17 protein-coding genes are annotated in these 21946 nt (G+C 62.2%); 8 read left to right on the plus strand and 9 right to left on the minus strand.

Annotation, left to right across the window (positions count from 1 at the left end):
- The first annotated feature begins 102 nt into the window (after nucleotides 1-102).
- The 8 genes from J2X19_RS12220 (at nucleotide 103) to J2X19_RS12255 (ending at nucleotide 9576) form a co-directional block, all read left to right on the plus strand.
- The gene (locus J2X19_RS12220) at nucleotides 103-957 is read left to right on the plus strand and encodes a gamma-glutamyl-gamma-aminobutyrate hydrolase family protein (protein WP_310373413.1); all 855 of its coding nucleotides are present in this window, start codon (nucleotides 103-105) and stop codon (nucleotides 955-957) included.
- 28 nt (nucleotides 958-985) lie between these two features.
- The gene (locus J2X19_RS12225) at nucleotides 986-2359 is read left to right on the plus strand and encodes a glutamine synthetase family protein (protein WP_116603562.1); all 1374 of its coding nucleotides are present in this window, start codon (nucleotides 986-988) and stop codon (nucleotides 2357-2359) included.
- Between the two features lie 22 nt (nucleotides 2360-2381).
- Complete coding sequence (locus J2X19_RS12230; protein WP_310373416.1) at nucleotides 2382-3779, plus strand: aspartate aminotransferase family protein; 1398 nt, start codon at nucleotides 2382-2384, stop codon at nucleotides 3777-3779.
- A gap of 77 nt (nucleotides 3780-3856) precedes the next feature.
- Nucleotides 3857-5032 (plus strand): extracellular solute-binding protein, encoded by a 1176-nt coding sequence (locus J2X19_RS12235; protein WP_116603560.1) that lies wholly within the window; start codon nucleotides 3857-3859, stop codon nucleotides 5030-5032.
- A gap of 95 nt (nucleotides 5033-5127) precedes the next feature.
- Nucleotides 5128-6234 carry an ABC transporter ATP-binding protein gene (locus J2X19_RS12240; protein ID WP_116604239.1) on the plus strand — a complete coding sequence of 369 codons (1107 nt, stop codon included), beginning with the start codon at nucleotides 5128-5130 and terminating at the stop codon, nucleotides 6232-6234.
- A 12-nt stretch (nucleotides 6235-6246) separates the two neighbouring features.
- Nucleotides 6247-7191 (plus strand): ABC transporter permease, encoded by a 945-nt coding sequence (locus J2X19_RS12245; protein WP_310373419.1) that lies wholly within the window; start codon nucleotides 6247-6249, stop codon nucleotides 7189-7191.
- A 1-nt stretch (nucleotide 7192) separates the two neighbouring features.
- Nucleotides 7193-8029 (plus strand): ABC transporter permease subunit, encoded by an 837-nt coding sequence (locus J2X19_RS12250; protein WP_310373420.1) that lies wholly within the window; start codon nucleotides 7193-7195, stop codon nucleotides 8027-8029.
- A gap of 74 nt (nucleotides 8030-8103) precedes the next feature.
- The gene (locus J2X19_RS12255; protein ID WP_310373422.1) at nucleotides 8104-9576 is read left to right on the plus strand and encodes an aldehyde dehydrogenase; all 1473 of its coding nucleotides are present in this window, start codon (nucleotides 8104-8106) and stop codon (nucleotides 9574-9576) included.
- Between the two features lie 77 nt (nucleotides 9577-9653).
- Here J2X19_RS12255 and J2X19_RS12260 read toward each other — a convergent pair whose 3' ends face one another.
- From J2X19_RS12260 to J2X19_RS12300, 9 genes are all read right to left on the minus strand, one after another.
- Nucleotides 9654-10406, minus strand: coding sequence for an ABC transporter ATP-binding protein (locus tag J2X19_RS12260; protein ID WP_310373424.1), 753 nt, complete (start codon nucleotides 10404-10406; stop codon nucleotides 9654-9656).
- Complete coding sequence (locus J2X19_RS12265) at nucleotides 10400-11464, minus strand: FecCD family ABC transporter permease (RefSeq protein WP_310373425.1); 1065 nt, start codon at nucleotides 11462-11464, stop codon at nucleotides 10400-10402. Before J2X19_RS12265 ends, J2X19_RS12260 begins: the two co-directional genes overlap by 7 nt.
- Nucleotides 11461-12648, minus strand: a complete 1188-nt coding sequence (locus tag J2X19_RS12270) for an ABC transporter substrate-binding protein (RefSeq protein WP_310373427.1) — start codon at nucleotides 12646-12648, stop codon at nucleotides 11461-11463. Before J2X19_RS12270 ends, J2X19_RS12265 begins: the two co-directional genes overlap by 4 nt.
- A 2-nt stretch (nucleotides 12649-12650) precedes the next feature.
- Complete coding sequence (locus J2X19_RS12275) at nucleotides 12651-13868, minus strand: MFS transporter (RefSeq protein WP_310373429.1); 1218 nt, start codon at nucleotides 13866-13868, stop codon at nucleotides 12651-12653.
- Nucleotides 13869-13875: 7 nt separating this feature from the next.
- Nucleotides 13876-15780, minus strand: a complete 1905-nt coding sequence (locus tag J2X19_RS12280) for an IucA/IucC family protein (RefSeq protein ID WP_310373431.1) — start codon at nucleotides 15778-15780, stop codon at nucleotides 13876-13878.
- The gene (locus tag J2X19_RS12285; RefSeq protein WP_310373433.1) at nucleotides 15777-16850 is read right to left on the minus strand and encodes an NAD/NADP octopine/nopaline dehydrogenase family protein; all 1074 of its coding nucleotides are present in this window, start codon (nucleotides 16848-16850) and stop codon (nucleotides 15777-15779) included. The genes J2X19_RS12280 and J2X19_RS12285 overlap by 4 nt, the downstream gene beginning before the upstream one ends.
- Before the next feature lie 89 nt (nucleotides 16851-16939).
- Nucleotides 16940-17932: a PLP-dependent cysteine synthase family protein gene (locus tag J2X19_RS12290; RefSeq protein WP_310373435.1), complete on the minus strand. Its 993-nt coding sequence runs from the start codon at nucleotides 17930-17932 to the stop codon at nucleotides 16940-16942.
- 3 nt (nucleotides 17933-17935) lie between these two features.
- Nucleotides 17936-19348, minus strand: coding sequence for a Y4yA family PLP-dependent enzyme (locus J2X19_RS12295; protein WP_310373437.1), 1413 nt, complete (start codon nucleotides 19346-19348; stop codon nucleotides 17936-17938).
- Nucleotides 19349-19450: 102 nt separating this feature from the next.
- Nucleotides 19451-21895, minus strand: coding sequence for a TonB-dependent receptor (locus J2X19_RS12300; protein ID WP_310373439.1), 2445 nt, complete (start codon nucleotides 21893-21895; stop codon nucleotides 19451-19453).
- Nucleotides 21896-21946 lie beyond the last annotated feature (51 nt).

Raw genomic sequence — 21946 nt, forward strand, 5'->3', positions numbered from 1 at the left:
AGCTATAAAAATAATAGTGTACCGGGCGGGCACAGTGGCTCGTTTAGGTTACAGTGAAGCTTCATCGGATCGGTAACCCATTCTTCTGAACAATGGCTGGGCATGACATCCACTCCAGACGCAAGCACTTCTGATGCATCTTTCTCGCGGCGCCCGCTGGTGTGGCTGCCGATGGACCACCGGCAAAACCGCAGCGGTGATGCCGACAGCTCCCTGCCGTATCTCTACCTGGGCGACAAATACGCCCGCGCCGCGCGCGATGGTGCGGGTGCCCAGCCCGTGGTGTTTCCGCTGGCCGATGTGGGCCAGATCCCGGCCTTGTTGGCCCTAGTCGACGGGGTGATGCTGACCGGCTCGCCGTCGAACGTGCATCCCTCGCATTTCGATGAAGCCGTGGCCGACCCCAGCCTGCCGCTGGACCCGGCACGCGACACGCTGACCTTTGCGCTGGTGCGCGAATGCATTGCCCAGGGCGTGCCGCTGCTCGGCGTGTGCCGCGGCTTCCAGGAGATGAATGTGGCGCTGGGCGGCAGCCTGCACCAGGCGGTGCAGCAACTGCCGGGCATGCTGGACCACCGCGAGGACGAGACCGCGCCCCTGGCCGAGCAATACGACCTGAGCCACCGCCTGGATATCGCCGCCGATTCGGCCATGGCCGCGTGGGCGGGTGGCACGCAGACGCAGGTGAATTCGCTGCACGGCCAGGGGATTGCGCGGCTGGCACCGGGCTTGCGTGCAATCGCCCATGCGCCGGACGGACTGGTCGAGGCCTTCGAGGTCCGCGGTGCAGCGGCTTTTGCCTACGCGGTGCAGTGGCACCCCGAGTGGCGCTTTTGGGAGAACTCTTTTTATACAGCGGTATTTGCGGCCTTTGGTGCCGCCTGCAGATCACGTAGCAGTGAAAAAACGGCTTACGCAGCGCTCGATCCCTTGGGGCGGGCGCTCCGTAAGTCATAGCAACCCAACCTCACCGGAGCAATTGCCTATGGCTGATGTCAAAAAAGAACACATGACCTTCAACGACCTGGAGAACTGGCTCAACGAGCGCCGCGTCACCGAGGTCGAATGCCTGGTACCCGACCTGACCGGCGTGGCGCGCGGCAAGATCCTGCCGCGCGAGAAGTTCACCGAAGACCGCGGCATGCGCATCCCCGAGGCCGTGGTGGCCATGGGCGTGACTGGCGAGCTGCCGTCGCAAGGCCCGTACTACGACGTGGTCAACCCCACCGACCGCGACATGCAGCTGCGCCCCGATGCGTCCACCGTGCGCATCGTGCCCTGGGCCAGCGACCCCACGGCCCAGGTGATCCATGACTGCTATGACCGCGAAGGCAAGCTGGTGCCGTTTGCGCCGCGCAGCGTGCTGCGCCGGGTCTGCGAGCTGTATGCGGCGCTGGGCCTGGAGCCCGTGGTGGCGCCCGAGCTGGAGTTCTACCTGGTGGCGCGCAATACCGACCCGAACACCGTGCTGCGCCCGCCGATTGGCCGCAGCGGCCGGGCCGAGACCTCGCGCCAGTCCTACAGCATCGACGCGGTGAACGAATTCGATCCGCTGTTCGAAGAGCTGTACGACTTCTGCGACAAGATGGGCCTGAACGTGGACACGCTGATCCACGAAGCCGGTGCCGGGCAGATGGAGATCAACTTCTTCCATGCGCATCCGCTGGGCCTGGCCGACGAGGTGTTTTTCTTCAAGCGCACGGTGCGCGAAGTGGCTCTGCGCCACGACATGTACGCCACCTTCATGGCCAAGCCGATCGCCGGCGAGCCGGGCAGCGCCATGCATGTGCACCAAAGCCTGATCAACAAGGCCACGGGCAAGAACATCTTCAGCAATGACGACGGCACGCCGTCCGAGGCCTTCTTCCACTATATCGGCGGCCTGCAGCGCTATCTGCCGGCGGCCATGGCCCTGGTGGCGCCCTACGTCAACAGCTACCGCCGCCTGTCGCGCAATACCGCGGCGCCCATCAATACCGAATGGGGTTTTGACAACCGCACCGTGGGCATACGTTCGCCGATCTCCAGCCCCGAGGCGCGGCGCATCGAGAACCGGGTGATCGGCGTGGACGCCAATCCCTACGTGGCCATGGCCATGACCCTGGCCTGCGGCTACCTGGGCATGCAGAAGAAGATCAAGCCCAAGGCCGAAATGAAGGGCGACGCCTACCTGGCGCCGTACTCGCTGCCGCGCAGCCTGGGCGAGGCGCTGGACCTGCTGCGCAACGAGCCCGATCTGCACGAGATACTGGGCAAGGAGTTCATCACCGTCTACACCGAGATCAAGGAGCTGGAGTTTGAAGAATTCATGAAGGTGATTTCGCCGTGGGAGCGTGAGCACCTGCTGTTGCACGTCTGATCTTCATCCACCGAAAACGCCTATGCCAAATACCGTCGATACCGCCCACATCCAGTCGCTGGACAGCGCACACTTTCTCCACCCCTTCACCGACTTCAAGGACCTGAATGCGCGTGGCGCCAAGGTGATCACCAAGGCCGAGGGCATCTACATCTGGGATTCCGAAGGCAATCGCCTGCTGGACGCGATGAGCGGCCTGTGGTGCGTGAGCGTGGGCTATGGCCGCAAGGAGCTGGCCGATGCCGCCCACCAGCAGATGATGGCCCTGCCGTACTACAACAGCTTCTTCCAGACCACCAATGTGCCGGCCGCCACCCTGGCGGCCAAGCTGGCCAGCCTGGCGCCCAAGGTGGATGGGCGCAGCTTCGAGCATGTGTTCTATTCCAGCAGCGGCAGCGAGAGCAATGACTCCAATGTGCGCATGGTGCGCCGCTACTGGGACCTGCTGGGCCAGCCGCAGCGCAAGGTGATCATCAGCCGCCACAACGGCTACCACGGCAGCACCATGGCGGCGGCTTCGCTGAGCGGCATGTCGTACATGCACGCCCAGGGCGATCTGCCGATTCCCAACATCACCCACATCGAGCAGCCGTATTTTTTTGAGAACGCGCGGTCTGGCGAGACCTCTGACGAGTTCGGCCTGCGTGCAGCCGGCTGGCTGGAGGCCAAGATACTGGAGGTCGGGCCGGACAAGGTGGCGGCCTTCATCGGCGAACCGGTGCAGGGCGCGGGCGGGGTGATCATTCCGCCGGCCACCTACTGGCCGGAGATCCAGCGGATTGTCGACAAGTACGGCATCTTGCTGATCAGCGACGAGGTGATTTGCGCGTTTGGCCGCCTCGGCCATTGGTTCGCCTACGAGAAGTTTGGCTACAAGCCCGACCTGGTGACTTTTGCAAAAGGTGTGACCAGCGGCTACATCCCGCTGGGCGGCGTGCTGGTCGGCGACCGCGTGGCCAAGGTGCTGATAGAGCAGGGCGGCGAGTTCAACCACGGCTACACCTATAGCGGCCACCCGGTGGCCTGCGCGGTGGCGCTGGCGAATCTGCAGATCATGGAGAGCGAGAACCTGCCCGAGCGGGTGCGTACCGACCTAGGCCCGTACCTGGCATCCAAGTACGCGGCCTTGAACGAACACCCGCTGGTGGCGCATGCCGAATCCTGCGGCTTTGTGGCCGGGCTGGTGCTGGTGAAGGACAAGCGCACTGGCGAGCGCTTCGACCCCGACCTGTCGGTCGGCATGCTGTGCCGCAAGCACTGCTTTGCCAACGGCCTGGTGATGCGCGCCGTGGGCGACCGTATGATCATTGCCCCGCCGCTGGTGATGACGCATGCCCAGATCGACGAAATGGTGGCGCTGATCTTGCTATGCCTGGACCTGACCTGGCAGGAGCTTAAAACCGCCGGTTACGTGCAATAAGAGCGATTCGCTTTATACAATCTGGCCCGGCCTCTTTTTCCTTACTTATTACAGGTTTTTTTGGAGTTACCAACACTATGAAACAGCAAGCACTGGTTATTGCGCTGTCGGCAATTTTGCTGAGCGCCTGCGGTAAAAAAGAAGAGGCCCCGGCGGCCGCTGCGCCGGCTGCCGCGCCGGTGGCATCGGCTCCCGCTGCACCCCCGCCACCGCCCGCCAATACCGAAGAAAAGGTATTGAACGTGTACAACTGGCCCGACTACATCGCGGCCGACATGGTGGCCAATTTCGAGAAGGAAACCGGTATCAAGGTCAACTACCAGACCTTTGAGAACAACGAAGGCCTGCAGGCCAAGCTGGTGGCCGGCAATAGCGGCTTCGACATCGTGGTGCCGGGCGCCGTGTTCGCCAAGTCGCAAATCGACGGCGGCCTGCTGATGAAGCTCGACAAGAGCAAGATCCCGAACCTGGCCAACCTCGACCCGACCATCATGGCCAAAGTGGCCAGCGTCGATGCCGGCAACGACTACCTCGTGCCCTGGGCCTGGAGCTACACCACGGTGGCCATCAACAAGGCCAAGGTTGCCAAGGCACTGGGCTCCACCCCGCTGCCTGACAACGCCTGGGACCTGGTGTTCAACCCCACCTATACCTCCAAGCTCAAGTCTTGCGGCATTGCTTACCTGGATTCGCCTACCGAGGTGATCCCGCCCGCACTGCACTACCTGGGCAAGAATGCCTATTCCGCCGAAGTGGCCGACCACAAGGAAGCCGGCGCCATGCTGGCCAAGGTGCGCAAGGACATCCGTTTGTTCTCCAGCACCATGATCGACGATCTGGCCGGCGGCAAGGCCTGCGTGGGCCTGGGCTGGGCGGGTGACATGAACATCGCCAAGGCGCGTGCCATCGAGAACAAGAACGGCAACGACATCGAAGTGCTGGTGCCCAAGACCGGCGGCCTGATCTTCTTTGACAACCTGGCCATCCCCAAGGACGCGGGCCACCCGAACAATGCCATGATCTTCATGGACTACTTCCTGCGCCCCGAAGTCTCGGCTTCGCTGACCAACGAGCTGACCTACCCCACGGCCAACAAGGCCAGCCTGGACAAGGTCAAGCCTGAAATCGCCAACGATAAGACGATTTTTGTGGATGCCGACAACATGGCCAAGATGGTTTCGCCCACCAGCCTGAGCAATGAAACCCGCGAGTCCATGAGCAACGTCTATACCTTGTTCAAGAAGAGCAAGTAAGCCGCCATACCGCGTGAGTGACAAGCTGTGCACCGTCTTGGAAGAGGGTGCACAGCTTTTTTATTGTTTGTTGATTGCTGCAGGGATACAGCCATATGAATTTGCCCAAACTTCGTCCTGAAGGTTTTTTGCGCACCGAGAACCTGGTCAAACGCTTTGACGGCGTGGCAGCGGTGGACAACGTCAGCTTGTCGATCCAGAAGGGCGAGATTTTTGCGCTGCTGGGCAGCTCGGGCTGTGGCAAATCGACCCTGCTGCGCATGCTGGCCGGGTTTGAAACCCCAACCTCGGGCCAGGTGATACTGAATGGTGTGGACATCGCCAAGATGCCGCCGTACGAGCGGCCCATCAATATGATGTTCCAGTCGTACGCACTGTTTCCGCATTTGAATATCTGGGACAACATCGCCTTCGGCCTGAAGCGTGAAGGCATGCCCAGCGCGCAGATCAAGACCCGTGTCGACGAAATGCTGAACCTGGTGCAGCTCACCGACTTCGCCAAGCGCAAGCCGCACCAGCTGTCCGGCGGCCAGCAGCAGCGCGTGGCCCTGGCCCGTAGCCTGGCCAAGAAACCCCAGCTCCTGCTGCTGGACGAACCCCTGGGTGCGCTGGACAAAAAGCTGCGCGAGCGCACCCAGTTTGAGCTGGTCAACATCATCGAGTCGGTGGGCGTGACCGTGGTGATGGTGACCCATGACCAGGAAGAGGCCATGACCATGGCGTCGCGCATCGCCGTGATGAGCAAGGGCAAGGTGCTGCAGGTCGGCACCCCCAAAGAGGTGTACGAGCACCCGGCGAACCGCTTTGTGGCCGACTTCATCGGCAATATCAACCTGTTCGACGGCCAGCTCAGCGTGGACGAGCCCGACCGCTGCGAAGTCACCACCGAGCAGGGCGTGGTGCATATCGGCCATGGCATCAGCGGCACCCTGGGCATGCCGCTGGCGGTGGCGGTGCGGCCCGAGAAGATCCAGATTTCCAAGGACAAGCCGGCCGACGTGGCCATCAATCTGTTCCACGGCACGGTGCGCGAGATCGCCTACTTCGGCAGCTACAGCTCGTACATCGTCGAGATGCCCGGTGGCCGCCGCGTCAAGGTGACCGAGGCCAACCAAAGCCGCCACGACAACAGCAACATCACCTGGGAAGACAAGGTGTTCTTCTGGTGGGACGATGCCGCCCCTGTGACCCTGACCCAATAGGAGCACCGTGCCATGAAGAATCTTCTGCAATGGACCCGGTTGCTGCCCGGCGCACGCTTTGTGATCGGCCTGCCTTATCTGTGGCTGGTGGTCTTCTTTGTCGTGCCGTTTTTGATACTGGTGCGCATCAGCGTGACCGACATGGGCAACGGCGTGGACCCGTTCGCGCCCCTGATCACCGCGGCCGACGGCGTGTGGCACATCCTGCTCAAGTACCACAACTATCTGTCCATCGTGGGCGAGCAGGGCGACGACGGCGTGATGGTCTGGGGCCAGACCATCTACATCGAGGCCTACATCACCTCGGTCAAGTACGCGTTCTGGACCACGGTGCTGTGCCTGTTGATCGGCTACCCGTTTGCCTATTTCATCGCCCGGGCCAAGGCTAGCCGCCAGCCGGCGCTGCTGATGCTGGTGATGCTGCCGTTCTGGACCTCTTTTCTGCTGCGGGTCTATGCCTGGAAGGGCATTCTGGCCGACCAGGGCGTGCTGAACAATCTGCTGATGTGGGCCGGCATCACCCATGAACCGATACAGATGCTCTACACCGATGTGTCCATGCTGGTCGGCATGACCTATGTGTACTGCCCGTTCATGATCCTGCCGCTGTACGCGAATCTGGTGAAGATGGACTTTCGCCTGCTGGAGGCCGCGCACGACCTGGGTGCCTCGCCCTGGCATGCGTTCTGGCTGATCACCGTGCCGCTGAGCAAGGCCGGCATCATCGCCGGCTCGATGCTGGTGTTCATCCCCAGCGTGGGCGAGTTCGTCATTCCATCCCTGCTGGGCGGTGCCGAAAACCTGATGATAGGCCGCGTGGTGTGGGATGAGATGTTCAGCAGCAACAACTGGCCACGGGCCTCGGCGCTGGCGATTGTGATGATCCTGTTCATCCTGGTTCCGATGGCCATCTACAACCGGTATAGTGACGCTGCCAACGCGCCGAAGGAAGCTTGAAATGACACGCTTCATCCAGCAATACTTCGGCCGCTTCTGGCTGGCAGCGGTCTACCTGTTCCTGTACCTGCCGCTGTTCTTCCTGATCGTCTTCTCGTTCAATAGCACGCGCCAGGACGGCATCTTCACCGGCTTCTCACTGCGCTGGTACACCGCGCTGATGGGCGATTCGCGGCTGGTCGAGGGCTTCTTCCTGTCGCTCAAGGTGGCGGTGATCACCGGCACCTTGTCCACCATCCTGGGCGCGTTTGCAGCCTTTGTGCTGGTGCGCTATGTGCGCTTCAAGGGGCGCACCATGTTCGCCGGCCTGGTCAGCGCGCCGCTGGTGATGCCCGAGGTGATCATCGGCCTGTCGCTGCTGCTGCTGATGGTGGCGGTGCAACGCGCGCTGGGCTGGCCGGACCGCGGGGCCATCACCATCGTGCTGGGCCACACCTTGCTGGGCATGGCCTATGCCACGGTGGTCATCACCGGCCGGCTGCGCGAGATGGACCGCTCCATCGAAGAAGCCGCCATGGACCTGGGCTGCCGTCCGTTCCAGGTGTTCTTTCTGGTGACCCTGCCGAATATTGCACCGTCGTTGGTGGCGGCCTGGATGCTGACCTTCACCCTGTCGTTTGACGACGTGGTGGTGTCAGAATTCTTGTCCGGCCCGGGCGTGACCACGTTGCCACAGGTGATTTTTGGCTACGCGCGGCGCGGGGTGAACCCTTCGATCTATGCTGCGGCAGCGATTTTGATCACGGTTGTCAGCGTCGGCATCATTGCCTACAGCGTCATCATGGCGCGCCAGCAGGCCCGCCGTGCGCGCGATATCCAGGCGGCCACGGCTGCTTAACTTTCATGCACTTGGGGGCAGAGCCCCCTGAGTCATGAAAGTTCTTTCACGTTAACCCCGTTACGGAAACCAGCATGTTCAATGTCTCTGATCTCAAGCTAGACGGTCGCGCCCTCATAGATGGCAAACGCGTACAGGGCGCGGCGGTGTTCAGCAAGGCCTCGCCGGTCGATGGCCGGGTGCTGTGCGAAGTCACGCGCGGTGGCGAGGTCGAGATCGACCTGGCCGTCACCGCCGCCCGCGCTGCGTTTGAAGACGCACGCTGGCGCGGCCTGCCGCCGGCGCAGCGCAAGCGGGTGCTGGTCCAGTTCTCCGACCTGCTGCTGGCGCACGCCGACGAACTGGCGTTGACCGAGACCCTGGACATGGGCAAGCCGGTGCGCTACGCGCGCTCGGTGGACGTGAACAGCGCGGCCAACTGCATCCGCTGGTACGGTGAGGCGGTGGACAAGGTGTACGACGAAATCGCCCCCACCGGCAAATCCTCGCTGGCGCTGATCACCCGCGAGCCGGTGGGCGTGGTCGGGGTCATCGTGCCCTGGAACTACCCGATGATCATGGCCGCCTGGAAGATCGCCCCGGCCCTGGCTGCCGGCAATTCCATCGTGCTCAAGCCGAGTGAAAAGTCGCCGCTGACCGCCTTGCGCCTGGCCGAGCTGGCGCTGGAAGCCGGTATTCCGCCCGGCGTGTTTAACGTGGTGCCCGGCTTCGGCCAGGAAGCCGGCGAGCCGCTGGCGCTGCACATGGACGTGGATTGCATCGCCTTCACCGGCTCCACCAAGGTGGGCAAGCGCATCCATGTGATGGCCGGCCTGAGCAACCTCAAGCGTGCCTGGACCGAGCTTGGCGGCAAGTCGCCGAACATCGTGTTCGCCGACTGCCCGGACCTGGACCGCGCGGTGGAGGCGGCCGTGGGCAGCGTGTTCTTCAACCAGGGCGAGAGCTGCAACGCGCCGTCGCGTTTGCTGGTCGAGGCTTCGATCAAGGACAAGTTCCTGGAAAAAGCCTTGGCCCTGGTGCCGCGCTACGCTCCGGCCAATCCACTCGACCCGGCCACCATCATGGGTGCGCTGGTCGACAAGACGCAGATGGACACGGTGCTCGGCTACATCGCCGCCGGCCAGAGTGAAGGTGCAAAATTGATAGCAGGTGGCGCCCAGGTCATGGGCGACACCGGTGGTTTTTATGTGGAACCGACGATCTTCGATGGCGTGACCAACCGCATGCGCATCGCCCAGGAAGAGATTTTTGGCCCGGTGTTGTCGGTGCTGTCGTTCACCGACGCCGCCGAGGCGGTGCGCATGGCCAACGACAGCATTTACGGCCTGCAGGCTGCGGTGTGGACCAGCGACATCAACAAGGCCCATGGCGTGGCCCGCGCCCTGAAGGCCGGCACCGTGCATGTCAACCAGTACGACGAGGACGACATCACCGTACCCTTTGGCGGCGTCAAGCAAAGCGGCGTGGGCCGCGACAAGTCGCTGCACGCCTTCGACAAATACACCGAGCTGAAGACCACCTGGATCCGCATCGACAGCCCGCTGTAGCCATTTTTGGTGCTAAATAGGTCGCTGGCGCTTATTCTGTCAGCGCTGCCAGCTATAAATTTAATAGTATTCAGGCGCTATACAACGCCATCCACAATGACATGCCCCATGCCCCGTGAGCAGCGCTCAACCCGGGCGTCTATCTGGTAGACCTCGCGCAGCATCTGTACCGTAATGACTTCTGCAGACGGGCCGCTGCAGCGCACCGTGCCGTCTGCGATCACCAGGGTGTGGTCGGCAAAGCGCAGCGCCTGGTTGAGGTCGTGCAATGCCACGAAGACCAGCATGCCGCGTTGCCGCGCGAGATCACGCACAAAGCCCAGCACCTGTACCTGCCGGTGCATGTCGAGCGCGCTGGTCGGTTCGTCCATCAGCAGGACTTCCGGTTGGCGCACGAGGGTCTGCGCAATCGATACCAGCTGGCGTTGGCCGCCGCTCAGTTCACCCAGGTTGCGGAACCCGATGTCGGCAATGCCCAGCGAGAGAAGTACGCTGTGGATGCGCTCCAGGTCCGTGTCATGCACGGCCCAGGAGGCTTTTTGCTTGAGTGCCAGCAGCACCGATTCGTAGACCGTCAGCACCGCATTCGCCGTGGTGTCCTGCGGCATGTAGCAGATGCCGGCTGGGCCTTTGGCCGAGCCGTCCAGATGCAGCTGGCCAGGCCCCTTGAGCAGCCCGGCCATGCGCTTGAATAGCGTGGACTTGCCGGCGGCGTTGGGGCCGATCACCGCCACCAGCTCACCGCCCTGGAAGCTGGGGGTGTTGACGCCAGAGAGGGCCAGATGGCGCCCGTGGTGGGCCCCCAGGTCTTGCAGGCGCAGCCTCACCATGAGCGCCTCGTCTGGCCGAGGATCAGCGCAATGAAGAACGGTATGCCGATCAGCGAGGTGATCACGCCGATGGGGAAGATCGCCCCGTCTACCAATGACTTGCTGACCACCGAGCTGAGCGACAGCAGCAGCGCACCCGACAGCACCGAGGCCGGCAGAAAGAAGCGCTGGTCTTCGCCGATCAGCATGCGGGCAATGTGCGGCCCAACCAGGCCGATGAAGCCGATGGTGCCGACAAACGCTACCGGAATCGCCGCCAGCAGGCTGACCAGCACCATGGTTTCCAGGCGCAGCCGCTGCACGTTGACCCCAAAGCTGGCCGCCTTGTCGTCGCCCAGCCGCAATGCCGTCAAGGCCCAGGCGCGGCGCGCGAAGATCGGCAGGGTGATGGCGATCACCAGGCAGGTCAGGCCCAGCTTGGGCCAGGTGGCCTTGGTCAGGCTGCCCATGGTCCAGAACACCACGGCGGCCACCGCCTGCTCGCTCGCAAAATACTGTACCAGCGCCAACAGGGCGTTGAAGCTGAACACCAGGGCGATACCCAGTAGCACAATGGTTTCGGCCGTCACGCCCCGCCGCAGGCTCAGCATGTGGATCAACCACGCGGTCAGCATTGCCATGGCGAAGGCGTTGGCAGGTACCAGGTAGTCCACGGCCACAGGCAGCAGCTTGACGCCAAAGGCCAGGCCCAGGGCTGCGCCAAAGCTGGCGGCAGCCGAGATGCCCAGCGTGAACGGGCTGGCCAGCGGATTGTTGAGTATGGTTTGCATTTGTGCGCCAGCCACCGACAGCGCTGCACCCACGGCAATCGCCATCAGCGCCACCGGCAGGCGGATGTCCCACATCACCACCCGCGCCTGCAGGCGTACGCTGTCGGGGGCCAGCAGGGCCTGGACCACTTCGCCCAGCCCGTAGTTGGCCGGACCGATGGCCAGGTCCAGTACCAGGCTGAACAACAGCAGGGCCACCAAGGCCACCAGCAGCAGCTGTTTGCGCAAGATGAGGCGGCGGTAGCTGCTGTGTTTGTCTGCGAGAGCCGGCAGCGGTAGCGCGCTCATGGCTGTGTTCCTTGTGGCTTGAGCGACACAAAGTAGCCGGGTGTGTAGGCGATGGGCAGGAAGCGTTCGTGCAGCGCGCGGAAGCTCGCATCCGGGTCCAGCGTGGCGAACAAGTCGGGGTGGAGCCACTTGGCCAGTTGCTGGATGGCGATGAACTGGTAGGGGCTGTTGTAGAACTGGTGCCAGATGGCATGGAAGGCCTGGTCCTGGTTGGCTTTGACGCCGGCATAGGCTGGCCGGGCGGTGTAGGCCTGCAGCTTGCGCCGGGCCTCGGCCAGGTCCGCACCGGGGCCGACGCCTATCCATTTGCCGCCGGGTGCAAAGGCCTCCCAGTTGGCACTGGTGACGACAATCTGGTCCGGGTTGGCGGCGATGATCTGCTCGGGATTGAGCTGGCCGAAGGTAGCAGGGATCAGGGTTTTGGCGATATTGCTGCCGCCGGCCAGCTCCACGTAGCGGCCGAAGTTTTCGTCACCAAAGCTCAGGCAGCAGTCTTCGCTGTAGCCACCGATGCGTTCGATAAAGACCTTGGGCCGCGGCGGTTGGTGGGCGGCGATCACGTCGGTCACGCGCTTGATCTGTGCAGTGCGAAAAGCTATCAGCTCTTCGGCGCGGGCTTCCTTGCCAAACAGCTTGCCGAACAAGCGCATGGTCGGCTCGGTATTGGCCATCGGGTTATGGCGAAAGTCTACGTAGACCACCGGGATGCCCAATGCGTCCAGCTTCTCGATGTACTGCGCATCTTCGGTGGCGCGCTGGGCTTCGATGTTCAGCAGAATGGCATCTGGCTGCTGGGTGATGGCCTGTTCGATGTCGAAGCTGCCTTCTTCGAAGCCGCCGAAGCTGGGGATGTCGGCGATCTTCGGGAACTTCTGCCGGTACTGCGCATAGGTGTCCGGGTCGGCCTGCACCAGGTCTTTGCGCCAGCCGACGATGCGCTGGATTGGGTTGTCGGTATCCAGCGCCGCCACCAGATAGAGCTGGCGTCCCTCACCCAGAATCACGCGCTGCACGGGGATCTTGACCGGCACCTTGCGCCCGGCGAGGTCGGTGATGGTGGTTTTCTTTGCATCACCTGTCGCAGCCTGCGAAGGGACCGGAGAGGGCGTGTAGAAGAGGTAGAACAAAGCCAACGCAGTGCCGGCGATGCCTGCTATCCATAGGAGCGGTTTACGTAGTTTCATAGTCATGGTGGGCTAGGGCTGCAAGTGCGCCGCAGCAGCAGAATGGCAGCTGCTGCCAGCGCGTAAAACAGTGCGACAAAAAAGTAAATGGATTCCAGACCGAAGACCTGGCTGAAGCCGACGCCCAAAGCTATGCCTGCAATCGAGGAGGCCTGCGAGGCGCTTTGCGCAACCCCCAATACATGGCCTTGCTGGTGGCTGGCAGCGGCGCGCGATACCAGTGCCATCAGCACCGGTGTGGTGGCGCCCAGGAGCACGCCCCAGGCCAGATACATTGCGGCGAACACGGCGATGTGGCGGGTCAGGCCCGCCACCAGCATCAAGGCGGCGCAGGTGCTGACAATGCCGGTCAAGCGGACCAGCACCTCGCCCAAGGCCTTGCCCTCGAAGTACCTGGCCCAGGCGCTGGCCGAAGCCACAAAGCCCAGCGCGAGCACGCCGTAGCACAGGCCGACCAGGCTGTTGGCAGCACCGAACACCGAGGTTACGTACAACGAGAACGGCGTCTGGGTCAGCATGCGGGCTATCAGCAGAATGCCCATCACGCAGAGCAGCCCCAAGACGGGTGTGGAGCGCCAAGGCGACGCTAGGTGAGGCTGCTGCACTCCTGCTTGTGGGACGACAGCTTGCGCCGTCGGCACGGTGGGCAACAAGGACATGACCGCCAGTGCACACAGCGCGCACAGCAGGGCGGCTACAGCATTGATCCAGAAAAAGCTGGCGGTGTCCAAGATCACGCCACCTGCCACCGCGCCCAGCAGCGAACCTACATTGGTTGAGACCTGCAACAGGGCAAACAAGCGAGCCCGGCGCATAGGCGATTCGATGCGCACGCCGTAGGCCTGGGCTGGCGCAATAAAGCCCGCGCAGCTGCCTTGCAGAAAGCGCAGCAGCAGAATCGTGGCGATGTCGCTGGAAAACGCCAATGCCAGCTGGGTGACCGCCAAGCCCAGCAAGGCCCGGACCATCATCGGCTTATGCCCATAACGGTCGCCGATGCGGCCCCAGAATGCACTGGTGAGCATGATGCCCAGCATCGGGCCCACATACACCGCAATCCCGGCAAAGCCGAACCACAAACCGGACGCACCCAGCGAGCGCAAATGCACGGGCCAGAATGGACCGCTCATCTCCATGGCGCCCATGGAGATGAGCTGGATAGCGAACAAGGTGCGGATCGCGCGCTGCACCTTGTGCGCTGCCATCGTACTGTCGGGCATGCGCGCTTCAGCCTGGGACACGGACCAGCGGATTGGGCAGTTGGTGTTGCAACCGGTAGTCGGAGTACTGCAGCAAATGCATTTTCAACACGGAGCGGGTGGGCCAAGGGTTGTCGAGGAATGCGGCCCGCTCTGTCTGCCACAGTGTTTGGGACTGCATGCGCGGCGCAACTGCATCGAATGCGGCCTGCGTCTCCTCTCGCAGGATGTCCCACAACCGGCGGGAATCCAGGTCGTACTCGCGCGTCAGCAGCAAGGCCAGCTCGTGCAGATGGCACACAAAGCAGGCATCGAGCACATAGGACCTCACGGGTTCGATGTCGTCGGTGAATACCGTGGGCAAGATGCCCTTGTAGATGTAAGGGGCCAAGGTGTATCCCCGCTCGGACAGCAAGGGCAGATAAGTCCGTCCATCGCCGAAGTCGCGCACCAAGATGCTGCGCGGCATCCCGTCTGCCGAGAAGAGCACGGTGGTGTTTTGCTGGTGCGCCTCCAGGCCGATGCCGTATAGCAGGTAGATGCTGACCACGGGGTGCGTCACGGTACGCGCGTACTGGCGGAAAAAGGCTTCCACCGCACCGGCCGAGGCGCGTATTCCGTCCTGCTCGATCAGCTCGGTGACCAGCGGTCGGTGGCAGGAAGGCGATGGGGTGAACAGCGAGGCGACGATGACGGGAAGTAAGCCGTCTGTGCGCTCGAATGCCGCTTTGCTGGCGCGGAAAGCCACAGACAGGTAGCGACCCGGTCTGTCGTCTTGGGTCAAGGCGTTGCGGTAGTGCAGCGCCACCTCTTCGGGGAAGATTTCCAGTGTCCTATCGAACCCATTCTCGTCCGCCAGGATGTGCTGGACCACCGCGCTGATGCGCGGCCCCATGTGGATCGACTTGGCCTGCAGGCTGCGCTGCTCGCTGGTGAGCCACAGGGCCACCGGCAGCTTGATGAACGGCGCGCAATCTACCTGGTCCGGCATCATGGTGCGAAACGACATGGTGGGGATCGTGATGAGCTCGGGGCCGTCTGTTATCAGGATGCCATCCCGGATTTCCGCAGCGTATTCCTCCTGGACGTAATGCTCCAGATGCCAGCTATGCAGCGGCAATGGCAGCCAATCCTGCTCGTTCAGTTGCCGGGCGTTGAGCTGCGCCTTCCAGCTCTGCCACAAGAGTGGAAACTGGGCGGCGAACCATGCGTGGTAGCTGCGCACATGGGGCATCTTCTCGATGTAGGCCATATCGGCGCGCAAAGATGCCACCCGTACCTTGACGCGGGCCTCGAATTCTGGCGACAACTGGGCCACCTCGTCGGGACCAAGGCCTGGTTTGGACTTCCAGGTGGGATAGAACGGATGGCCTTCCAACGCGCCCCATTGGTCCAGTAGCACTGCGGCATCTTTGGTGCTGCAGCCTGCGCGCAGGTAGTGGATAAAGTTCCGGCTTCTCGTCGCTTGCATGCGGGCACCTAGGTCCGCATTCCAAGCATCGCGGTGTATCCGGGCCAGCATGTCGTTCTCGACACTGTTCGCAATGTCCTTCTTCAGGCCCGCAATTCCTTGCGCCTGTACAGGCAGGTCGAAGTACTCTTGCAGCAGGTCGATCAGTTGGTCCGCGGTGGTAATCGGGGTCCGCACATTGTTCAATTCGACCAAGGTAATCGCGCCGTGGCTGGCGAAGGTATTTGCCGGAGCCACCATCAGGTCGTCGAAAAACACCTGGGCTTGCTTCCGCCACAGCGGCAGCCAGGCGGAGCGCCCCTGGGGCGCAAACATGAGCAGGTCTTTGGAGATGATCTTTTCTGCAAAAAGGCAGCGTACCAAGCGACGCAAGGCGTTTTGGTGAGCACCTAACAAGGCGGCATCCTTGCGCTCGGCATAGAAAGGATTGGCGGGTTGCAGGAGGGCTAGCTTGTTGTTCATGGATGTTGGGTCTCGGGGGGCCAGTTGGTCGGGAAGTAGTCGAGCGCCGAACTGCGCAAGCCTCCCATGTAGCTGGCAGTCCAGTGAAAAATTTCTTCGATATGGGGCAGTGGCACGTTCAGCCGTTTTGCCATCTCGACCAGCAGGGCCAGCCCGTAGGCGACATCCTCGTGGAATGCTCGGCTGTTCTTGTCGATGACATAGCGACCGGCCATGCCCTGCGCCGGTACCAGGGGTGCCTGGATGGCGTCGTAGGCCTGGTTGGTGCGGAGCACCGACAGCATCGTCCTCGGGTCGCGGATCTGGTCGCCATAGGCTTCCAGGATTTCTTCCTTCAATGGCTTCACCGAAGACAGGTCGATATGCAGTTGCTGGGCAATGGCCTGGCACAGCGCCTGGCTTTCCGCGTCGCTGCGCTCCAGAAAGTAGGCGCCCAGATCCGGGCATTCCGTCCACCAGCACAGCGGCGAAGAGAACGCATGGTTATGCCATTGCCCATAAGGGCCCACCAGGCCATACACCACCGAGCTGTGCATGATCGGATTGCCGGGTGTCAGGGTGATTTCCAGGTAGTTGTGCAGCAGCTCTACTGGGGCGGAGTACAGTTTTTGTAGCAGCATTTGCAGGTGCAGACGGTCCGCTTCGCTTTCGCGAGCATGCGTGGCGACATACAGCGTGCTTTTTGCCCCGCCCATGCGCACGCTGACTCCGGGCTGTAGCTCATAAGCGGTATGGGGCACATCCTTCATCCCCCAGATAACCACGTTGGACTGGCCGCTCAACTCCTTTTGCGCCAGCCAGTCGAAACCGCAGAAGCCGGGAATTGCCCCAAGATAGACCTTCTTGTGGCTTGGCAGGTGGGGGGCGATCCTGGCCAGCAGTGCGGGCCGCACATGCGCCGGCACTGTGATGACAACGATATCGGCATCGCCCAAAATGGCAGCCGGGTCATCGCTTACCGCATCCAGGCGGGCAGATAGTTCTTGCCCGTCGGGCAGCAAAGCCACAATTGCGGCCTCTGCCTGCGCCTGCATGGCTATGAGCTCGTGGTTGTCGGTCAGCAAGGACACGCGGACTCCCGGGCATTGCTTGAAAAGCACGGCGTTCAAATGTCCGGTTCTGCCGCCGCCGCAAATGGCTACGTTGATTGCTGGCATCTTCAGTTCAGCCAGCGCTTCAGGTTTGCTGAAACGGCGGGATTCAGCAGTTCGCGCTCCCGCAGCCAGTCTTCGTTGTAGACGGTATGCAGGTATTTCTCGCCGCCATCGGCCACCACGCTGACGACATTGCCGGAGATCACGCCGCTATGGATGAACTCCAGTGCCTTGTAGATGGCGCCACCGGTGGAGCCACCGACCATCAGACCGGTGCGCTTGGCGATGTAGCGGGCCGTCTCGAAAGCTTGGGAGTCGCTGACCTGTACCCCTTTGTCGATGCAGCTGTAGTCCAGCACCAGGCCGACGGTGTCTCCTTTGGGTGTTCCGGTGCCGGACTGGTAGTAGGGATGCCCGGGTTGGCCAAAGATGATGGACCCGGCAGGCTCGACGGCAATGCTCGTGGTCTTGGCGTTATGTGCCTTCAGGCCCCGGGCAATGCCCGTCATGGAACCGCCAGTTCCCACGCAGCCCACAAATGCATCGACACGGCCATGGGTTTGCGCGATGACCTCTTGGACGAAGTCTGCGTACCCGCCTGCATTGGCCGGGTTGTCTGATTGGTTCATGAATACCGCACCGGGCAGCTGTTCGGCCAGTTCGGCGGCAAGGCGCTGGCGTTCCACTACCGCCACCTCATCCTCTTTGTAGTCGCCTTTGACGTAGCGTATGTCTGTGCCCAACGCACGCATTACCGCCACTTTGTCTGGCGCCGCATGGTGGTCCACCACTGCGATGAATTGGAGCCCGAACTCGATGGCCGCTATCGCCAGGCCGATGCCGGTGTTGCCCGAGGACGACTCGACGACGATGCCTCCGGGCTTGATGCGTCCAGTCCGGAGCATCTCGACGATCATGTTGCGGGCCATTCGGTCCTTCATGCTGCCGCCCGGATTGTTCTTTTCAATCTTGAGCAGCAGCATGGAATTCTTGGCGGGGACCGGTATGCCCAGCATGGGGGTGTTGCCGATCAAGTCTGTTACCTTTTCAAAGATCACGGTTTACTCCTTGTTGTCGTCACTGGAAACTTCTATGGCGCCTGCGGCGGTGTAGGTCGCGGCGATGCGGCGTGGCATGGGATGGCGGTGAAACTCGTTCTCCAGCAGGTCCATCTGGTAGCCGGCAGTATTGGCAAACACCAGCAGGTCACCGGCTTGCGGGAGACGGGGGAAGGTGATGATCCGGTTGGTCAGCACGTCATCGTCCAGACAGCTATGGCCCGCGATATAGGCTTGCACATGACCACCCACTGGACTAGGGCCACCGGGTTGCGGAACCAGGATCGGATCGACCAGAAACTCCGAGGCAAACCAGGTTTCGCAGGCACTAAAGCTGCTGCCTTCGACAAACACCACGTAATTTGCAATGCCCAGTCGTTTGACCCGCGTTATGCGAAACACGGAAATGGCGGCCTGGTCCACCAGGCTGCGTCCGGGCTCGATGGCGAGAGTGAGGTTCTGCGAGCGCAGGTATTGGGCAACACTTAAACCCGGGACGCATTCCGCCGCGAGCAGTTGCTGCAGCCAACCGCACGCGTCTATTGAGCCTCCATACGGATAGAAGCTGCCTGGCACGCTTGCATTGCGGTAGTGCTTCTTGGTTTGAGACGCCAGGAAGTTTGCATACTCTGTGCTCTCTACATACCGGATAGGCAGTCCACCGCCAATATCCACGGTGCGTGGATGCAGGCCCAAGCGGCGTGCCGTTGCGATGTGGGCGACGAGTTCACGCAGCGCCTCCACGCGTGATGCGTGTCCATATCCGCTTAGATGGAAATGGAATCCCTCGAATAGCATGCATTCCGGTAGCTGCGCAATTTTGTGCAGACAGTCCAGCAGGCCTGGTGCAGGCATGCCAAAGCGGCTGGTGGCAGAGCCTTGGGGCCGGTAGCGCAATAGCACTCTGACGCGGCTACCTGGTGTGTTGGCGCAGTAGGTTTCAAGCTCCTGCAGCTCTTCCACGGAGTCCACGGAAACCAGGGCTCCATTGGAGATCAAGGCGCGATGGAACACCGCCGTCTTGGCCGGACCGCTGGCACATATGTGTGCCGACGTGGCGCCCGCGGTGACGGCGTCGTTGAACTCATGGACGCTGGATACATCGATGCCGACGCCAGCCTCGACCGCAGAGCGCACCAGTGCCCGGGACTTATTGACTTTTGCCGCGTAGTAGATTTCGGACCGCACATGGTGGGCGTTCAATACGGCTTGCAAAGCATCCACGTTCTTTTTCAATGCATGCGGCCATACGATGTTCAGCGGTGACCCGTAACGGGTTAGCAGATCAAACAAGAGAGCCGGCCGTGTCGCCAGGGTGTGAGCGATGCGCTCGTCGAGAATCGGCGCCAGCGGCATAGACTGTTCGGTGTCGGTCTGTCCGGTGCGCGGTTCGGCATGGGGGGCCATACTGTGCATGGGTGTCCTTACTGCGGATGAGGCATTGGAGGGGATGCGGGCAATGCCTGGCTGCAGCAGCCAAGCCCGCGCAATGGATGGACCGGTCTGGTGTGAGTCGGTCTAGAAGTTCACCGTGGCCGATAGCAGTACGGTGCGCGGGTCGCCTTGCGCCAGGCCGCCATAGGCGTCTACGCTAGCCCAGTAGTGCTTGTCGGCTACGTTGCGCACCATGAGTCGGTAGGTCGTGGCTTTGCCTGCCAGCAGGGTGGCGTAGCGCACACCCAGGTCCAGCCTGCGCCAGTTGGGGAGACTTTGCGTGTTGGCGGTGTCCGCATACTGCTTTCCGGTGTGGACCAGGCCGCCGGTGAACGTGAGTCCGGGCACAAAGGGCGTGTCCCATTCAAGGCCGAGATTGGCTTGCACCGATGGCACACCGACCGCTGTCTTGCCCTGGGTGGCCGCACTATTGGTGCGCGTCAATTTGGCGTCGAGCAGGGTGGTGCTGGCCAGCACGCGGATATGCGGCAGGATTTCGCCGAACAGGTTGTATTCCAGGCCCCGGTTGCGTTGCTCTCCGTCGACGGAAAACAGCGAGCCGGTCAGCTGCCCGCTGGGCTTCTTGATCTCGAAGGCGCTGAGAGTCGAACTCAGGCGGCCGTGGTCGATCTTGACGCCTAGCTCGTACTGCTTGGACTTGTACGGTGCGAAGACCACTCCGGCATTGGAGGCGGTTCCGGGAGCTGTATCGCCCTTGGTCAGACCTTCTATACGGTTTGCGTAGAGCGAGACGTTTTGCCACGGCTTGACGACCAGGCCGAGCATCGGCGTGGTGGCGCTTTTCGCATATTGCGAGGTGGTGGCGCCGGTGGTTTCGCTGAAGTTGTCTGATTCGATTTTCTGGTGCCGCAAGCCCAGGGTGAGTTGCACGCGCTTGTCGAGCATCGACAGCGTGTCGGCCAGGGCCACACCTGTCAAATGGGTTTCCGACACCTTGGGCACCACCAGGGGTGTAGCGACTGTTTGCGGAGCGTAATTGACGGGCTGGTAAAGATTGGTCGCTAGTGCCGTAGCTGCAGAGTTAGATACCCGCCCCAGGCGGTCCTGGTAAGCACTGACCTGAAGGCTGACGCTGTGGTGGACTGCCGCCGTGGCGAACTGCGAGCGCAGGCTGGTATCGACCGACGCACGATCCACCTCGAACCTGAAGTTGGAGGGTAGGGCACTGACATCGCCCGCAGCGTTCAGCACCACGGGTGATGTGGCAAACAAGCGTTCCACATGGGTACGACCTGCACCGGCCCCTACCGTCCAGGTCGTGGTGTCGCCGAGGTCGTATTCGCTGCGCAGCAGCAATGACTGGTCTGCCACCTTGGCGTATTCCCAGGACTGGGTGGTGTTGCGCCGGCCATCCGGCGCAGCAGGTACGGCGATGCCGGCGGTCAGGCGTGGCAGGCGCGACGGCGCGTCGATGTTCTCCTGCTGGTCCACGTAGTCCAGCGTTGCACGGAAGCGCTCGCCCCGATAGTCCAGTGCCAAGGCGCCTATGCCCGCCTGGCGCGACTGCTTGTCTTGCACGGTGTCGCCGCTACGGTAGCTGCCGTTGAAGCGCATACCGAACTGGCGGTCCTCGCCAAATCGACGGCTCACATCGAGGTGGCCTCCCAGTTGGGATGCGCTGGCATAGTCGGCGGTGAACTGCGTCAAATCTTTGTCGGCCGGGCGTTTCGGCACAATATTTATGCCGCCACCCACACTGCCGCTGGGTGCCATGCCGTAAATCAACGCTGTAGGCCCCTTGATCACCTCGACTCGTTCTACATAGTCGGTCCCCACGCGGTAGTTGGGGGCAACGCCATAAAACCCATCAAACGCGATTTCGCCCAGGTTGCCATTGCCCACCGGAAAGCCGCGCACAAAGAAGGTATCCAATATGCCGCCAGCCTGGCTGGCAACGCGTACCGATGCGTCATTCACCACTACATCGGCAACGGTGCGCACCTGCTGGTCCTGGATGGTTTGTGCGGTGTAGCTGGTGCTGCTGAGCGGTGCGTCCATCATGTCGGTATTGCCTAGCATGCCCAGCCGGGCGCCGCGGGCCACCTGGCCGCCTGCATAGGCTGTGGGCAGATCGCTGGGCAGATCTGCGCTGGCTGTCACCAACACTGGCGGCAGCGTGCGCACGCCGTCCGCAGCATCTTGCGGCTTGGGCGCAGGCGACAGCACATAGCCGGCATCGGTTTTTGCGATCACGTAGCCGCTGCCGCGCAACAGCAGGTTGAAGCCCTCGTCCAGTGCGTAGCCGCCGTGCAGTCCAGGGCTGCGCAACCCCTGCACTTTGTTTGCGTCCACGGCGATGGTCACGCCCGACTGCTGTGCAAAGTGGTTCAGTGCCTCGGCCAATGGCCCGGCTGGAATTTCGTATTGGATCTGCGGCGCCACGGCTTGCGCACTGGCTTGCCCATGGCAAGCCAGTGCCATGCTGGCCACCAGGCCGAAACGAACAGCAAACGCCAGAGGGCTGAGGCGTATAGAGAATGGGGCAGCGTGGGCCGGAGTGGCAGGCATAGTCAGCAGATCCTAGGTGAATGGTTTCATGGCGCCGGGTGGCGCGCGCAT

The organism is Rhodoferax ferrireducens (assembly GCF_031458075.1).
In the GTDB taxonomy this organism is placed as follows: domain Bacteria; phylum Pseudomonadota; class Gammaproteobacteria; order Burkholderiales; family Burkholderiaceae_C; genus Rhodoferax_B; species Rhodoferax_B ferrireducens_A.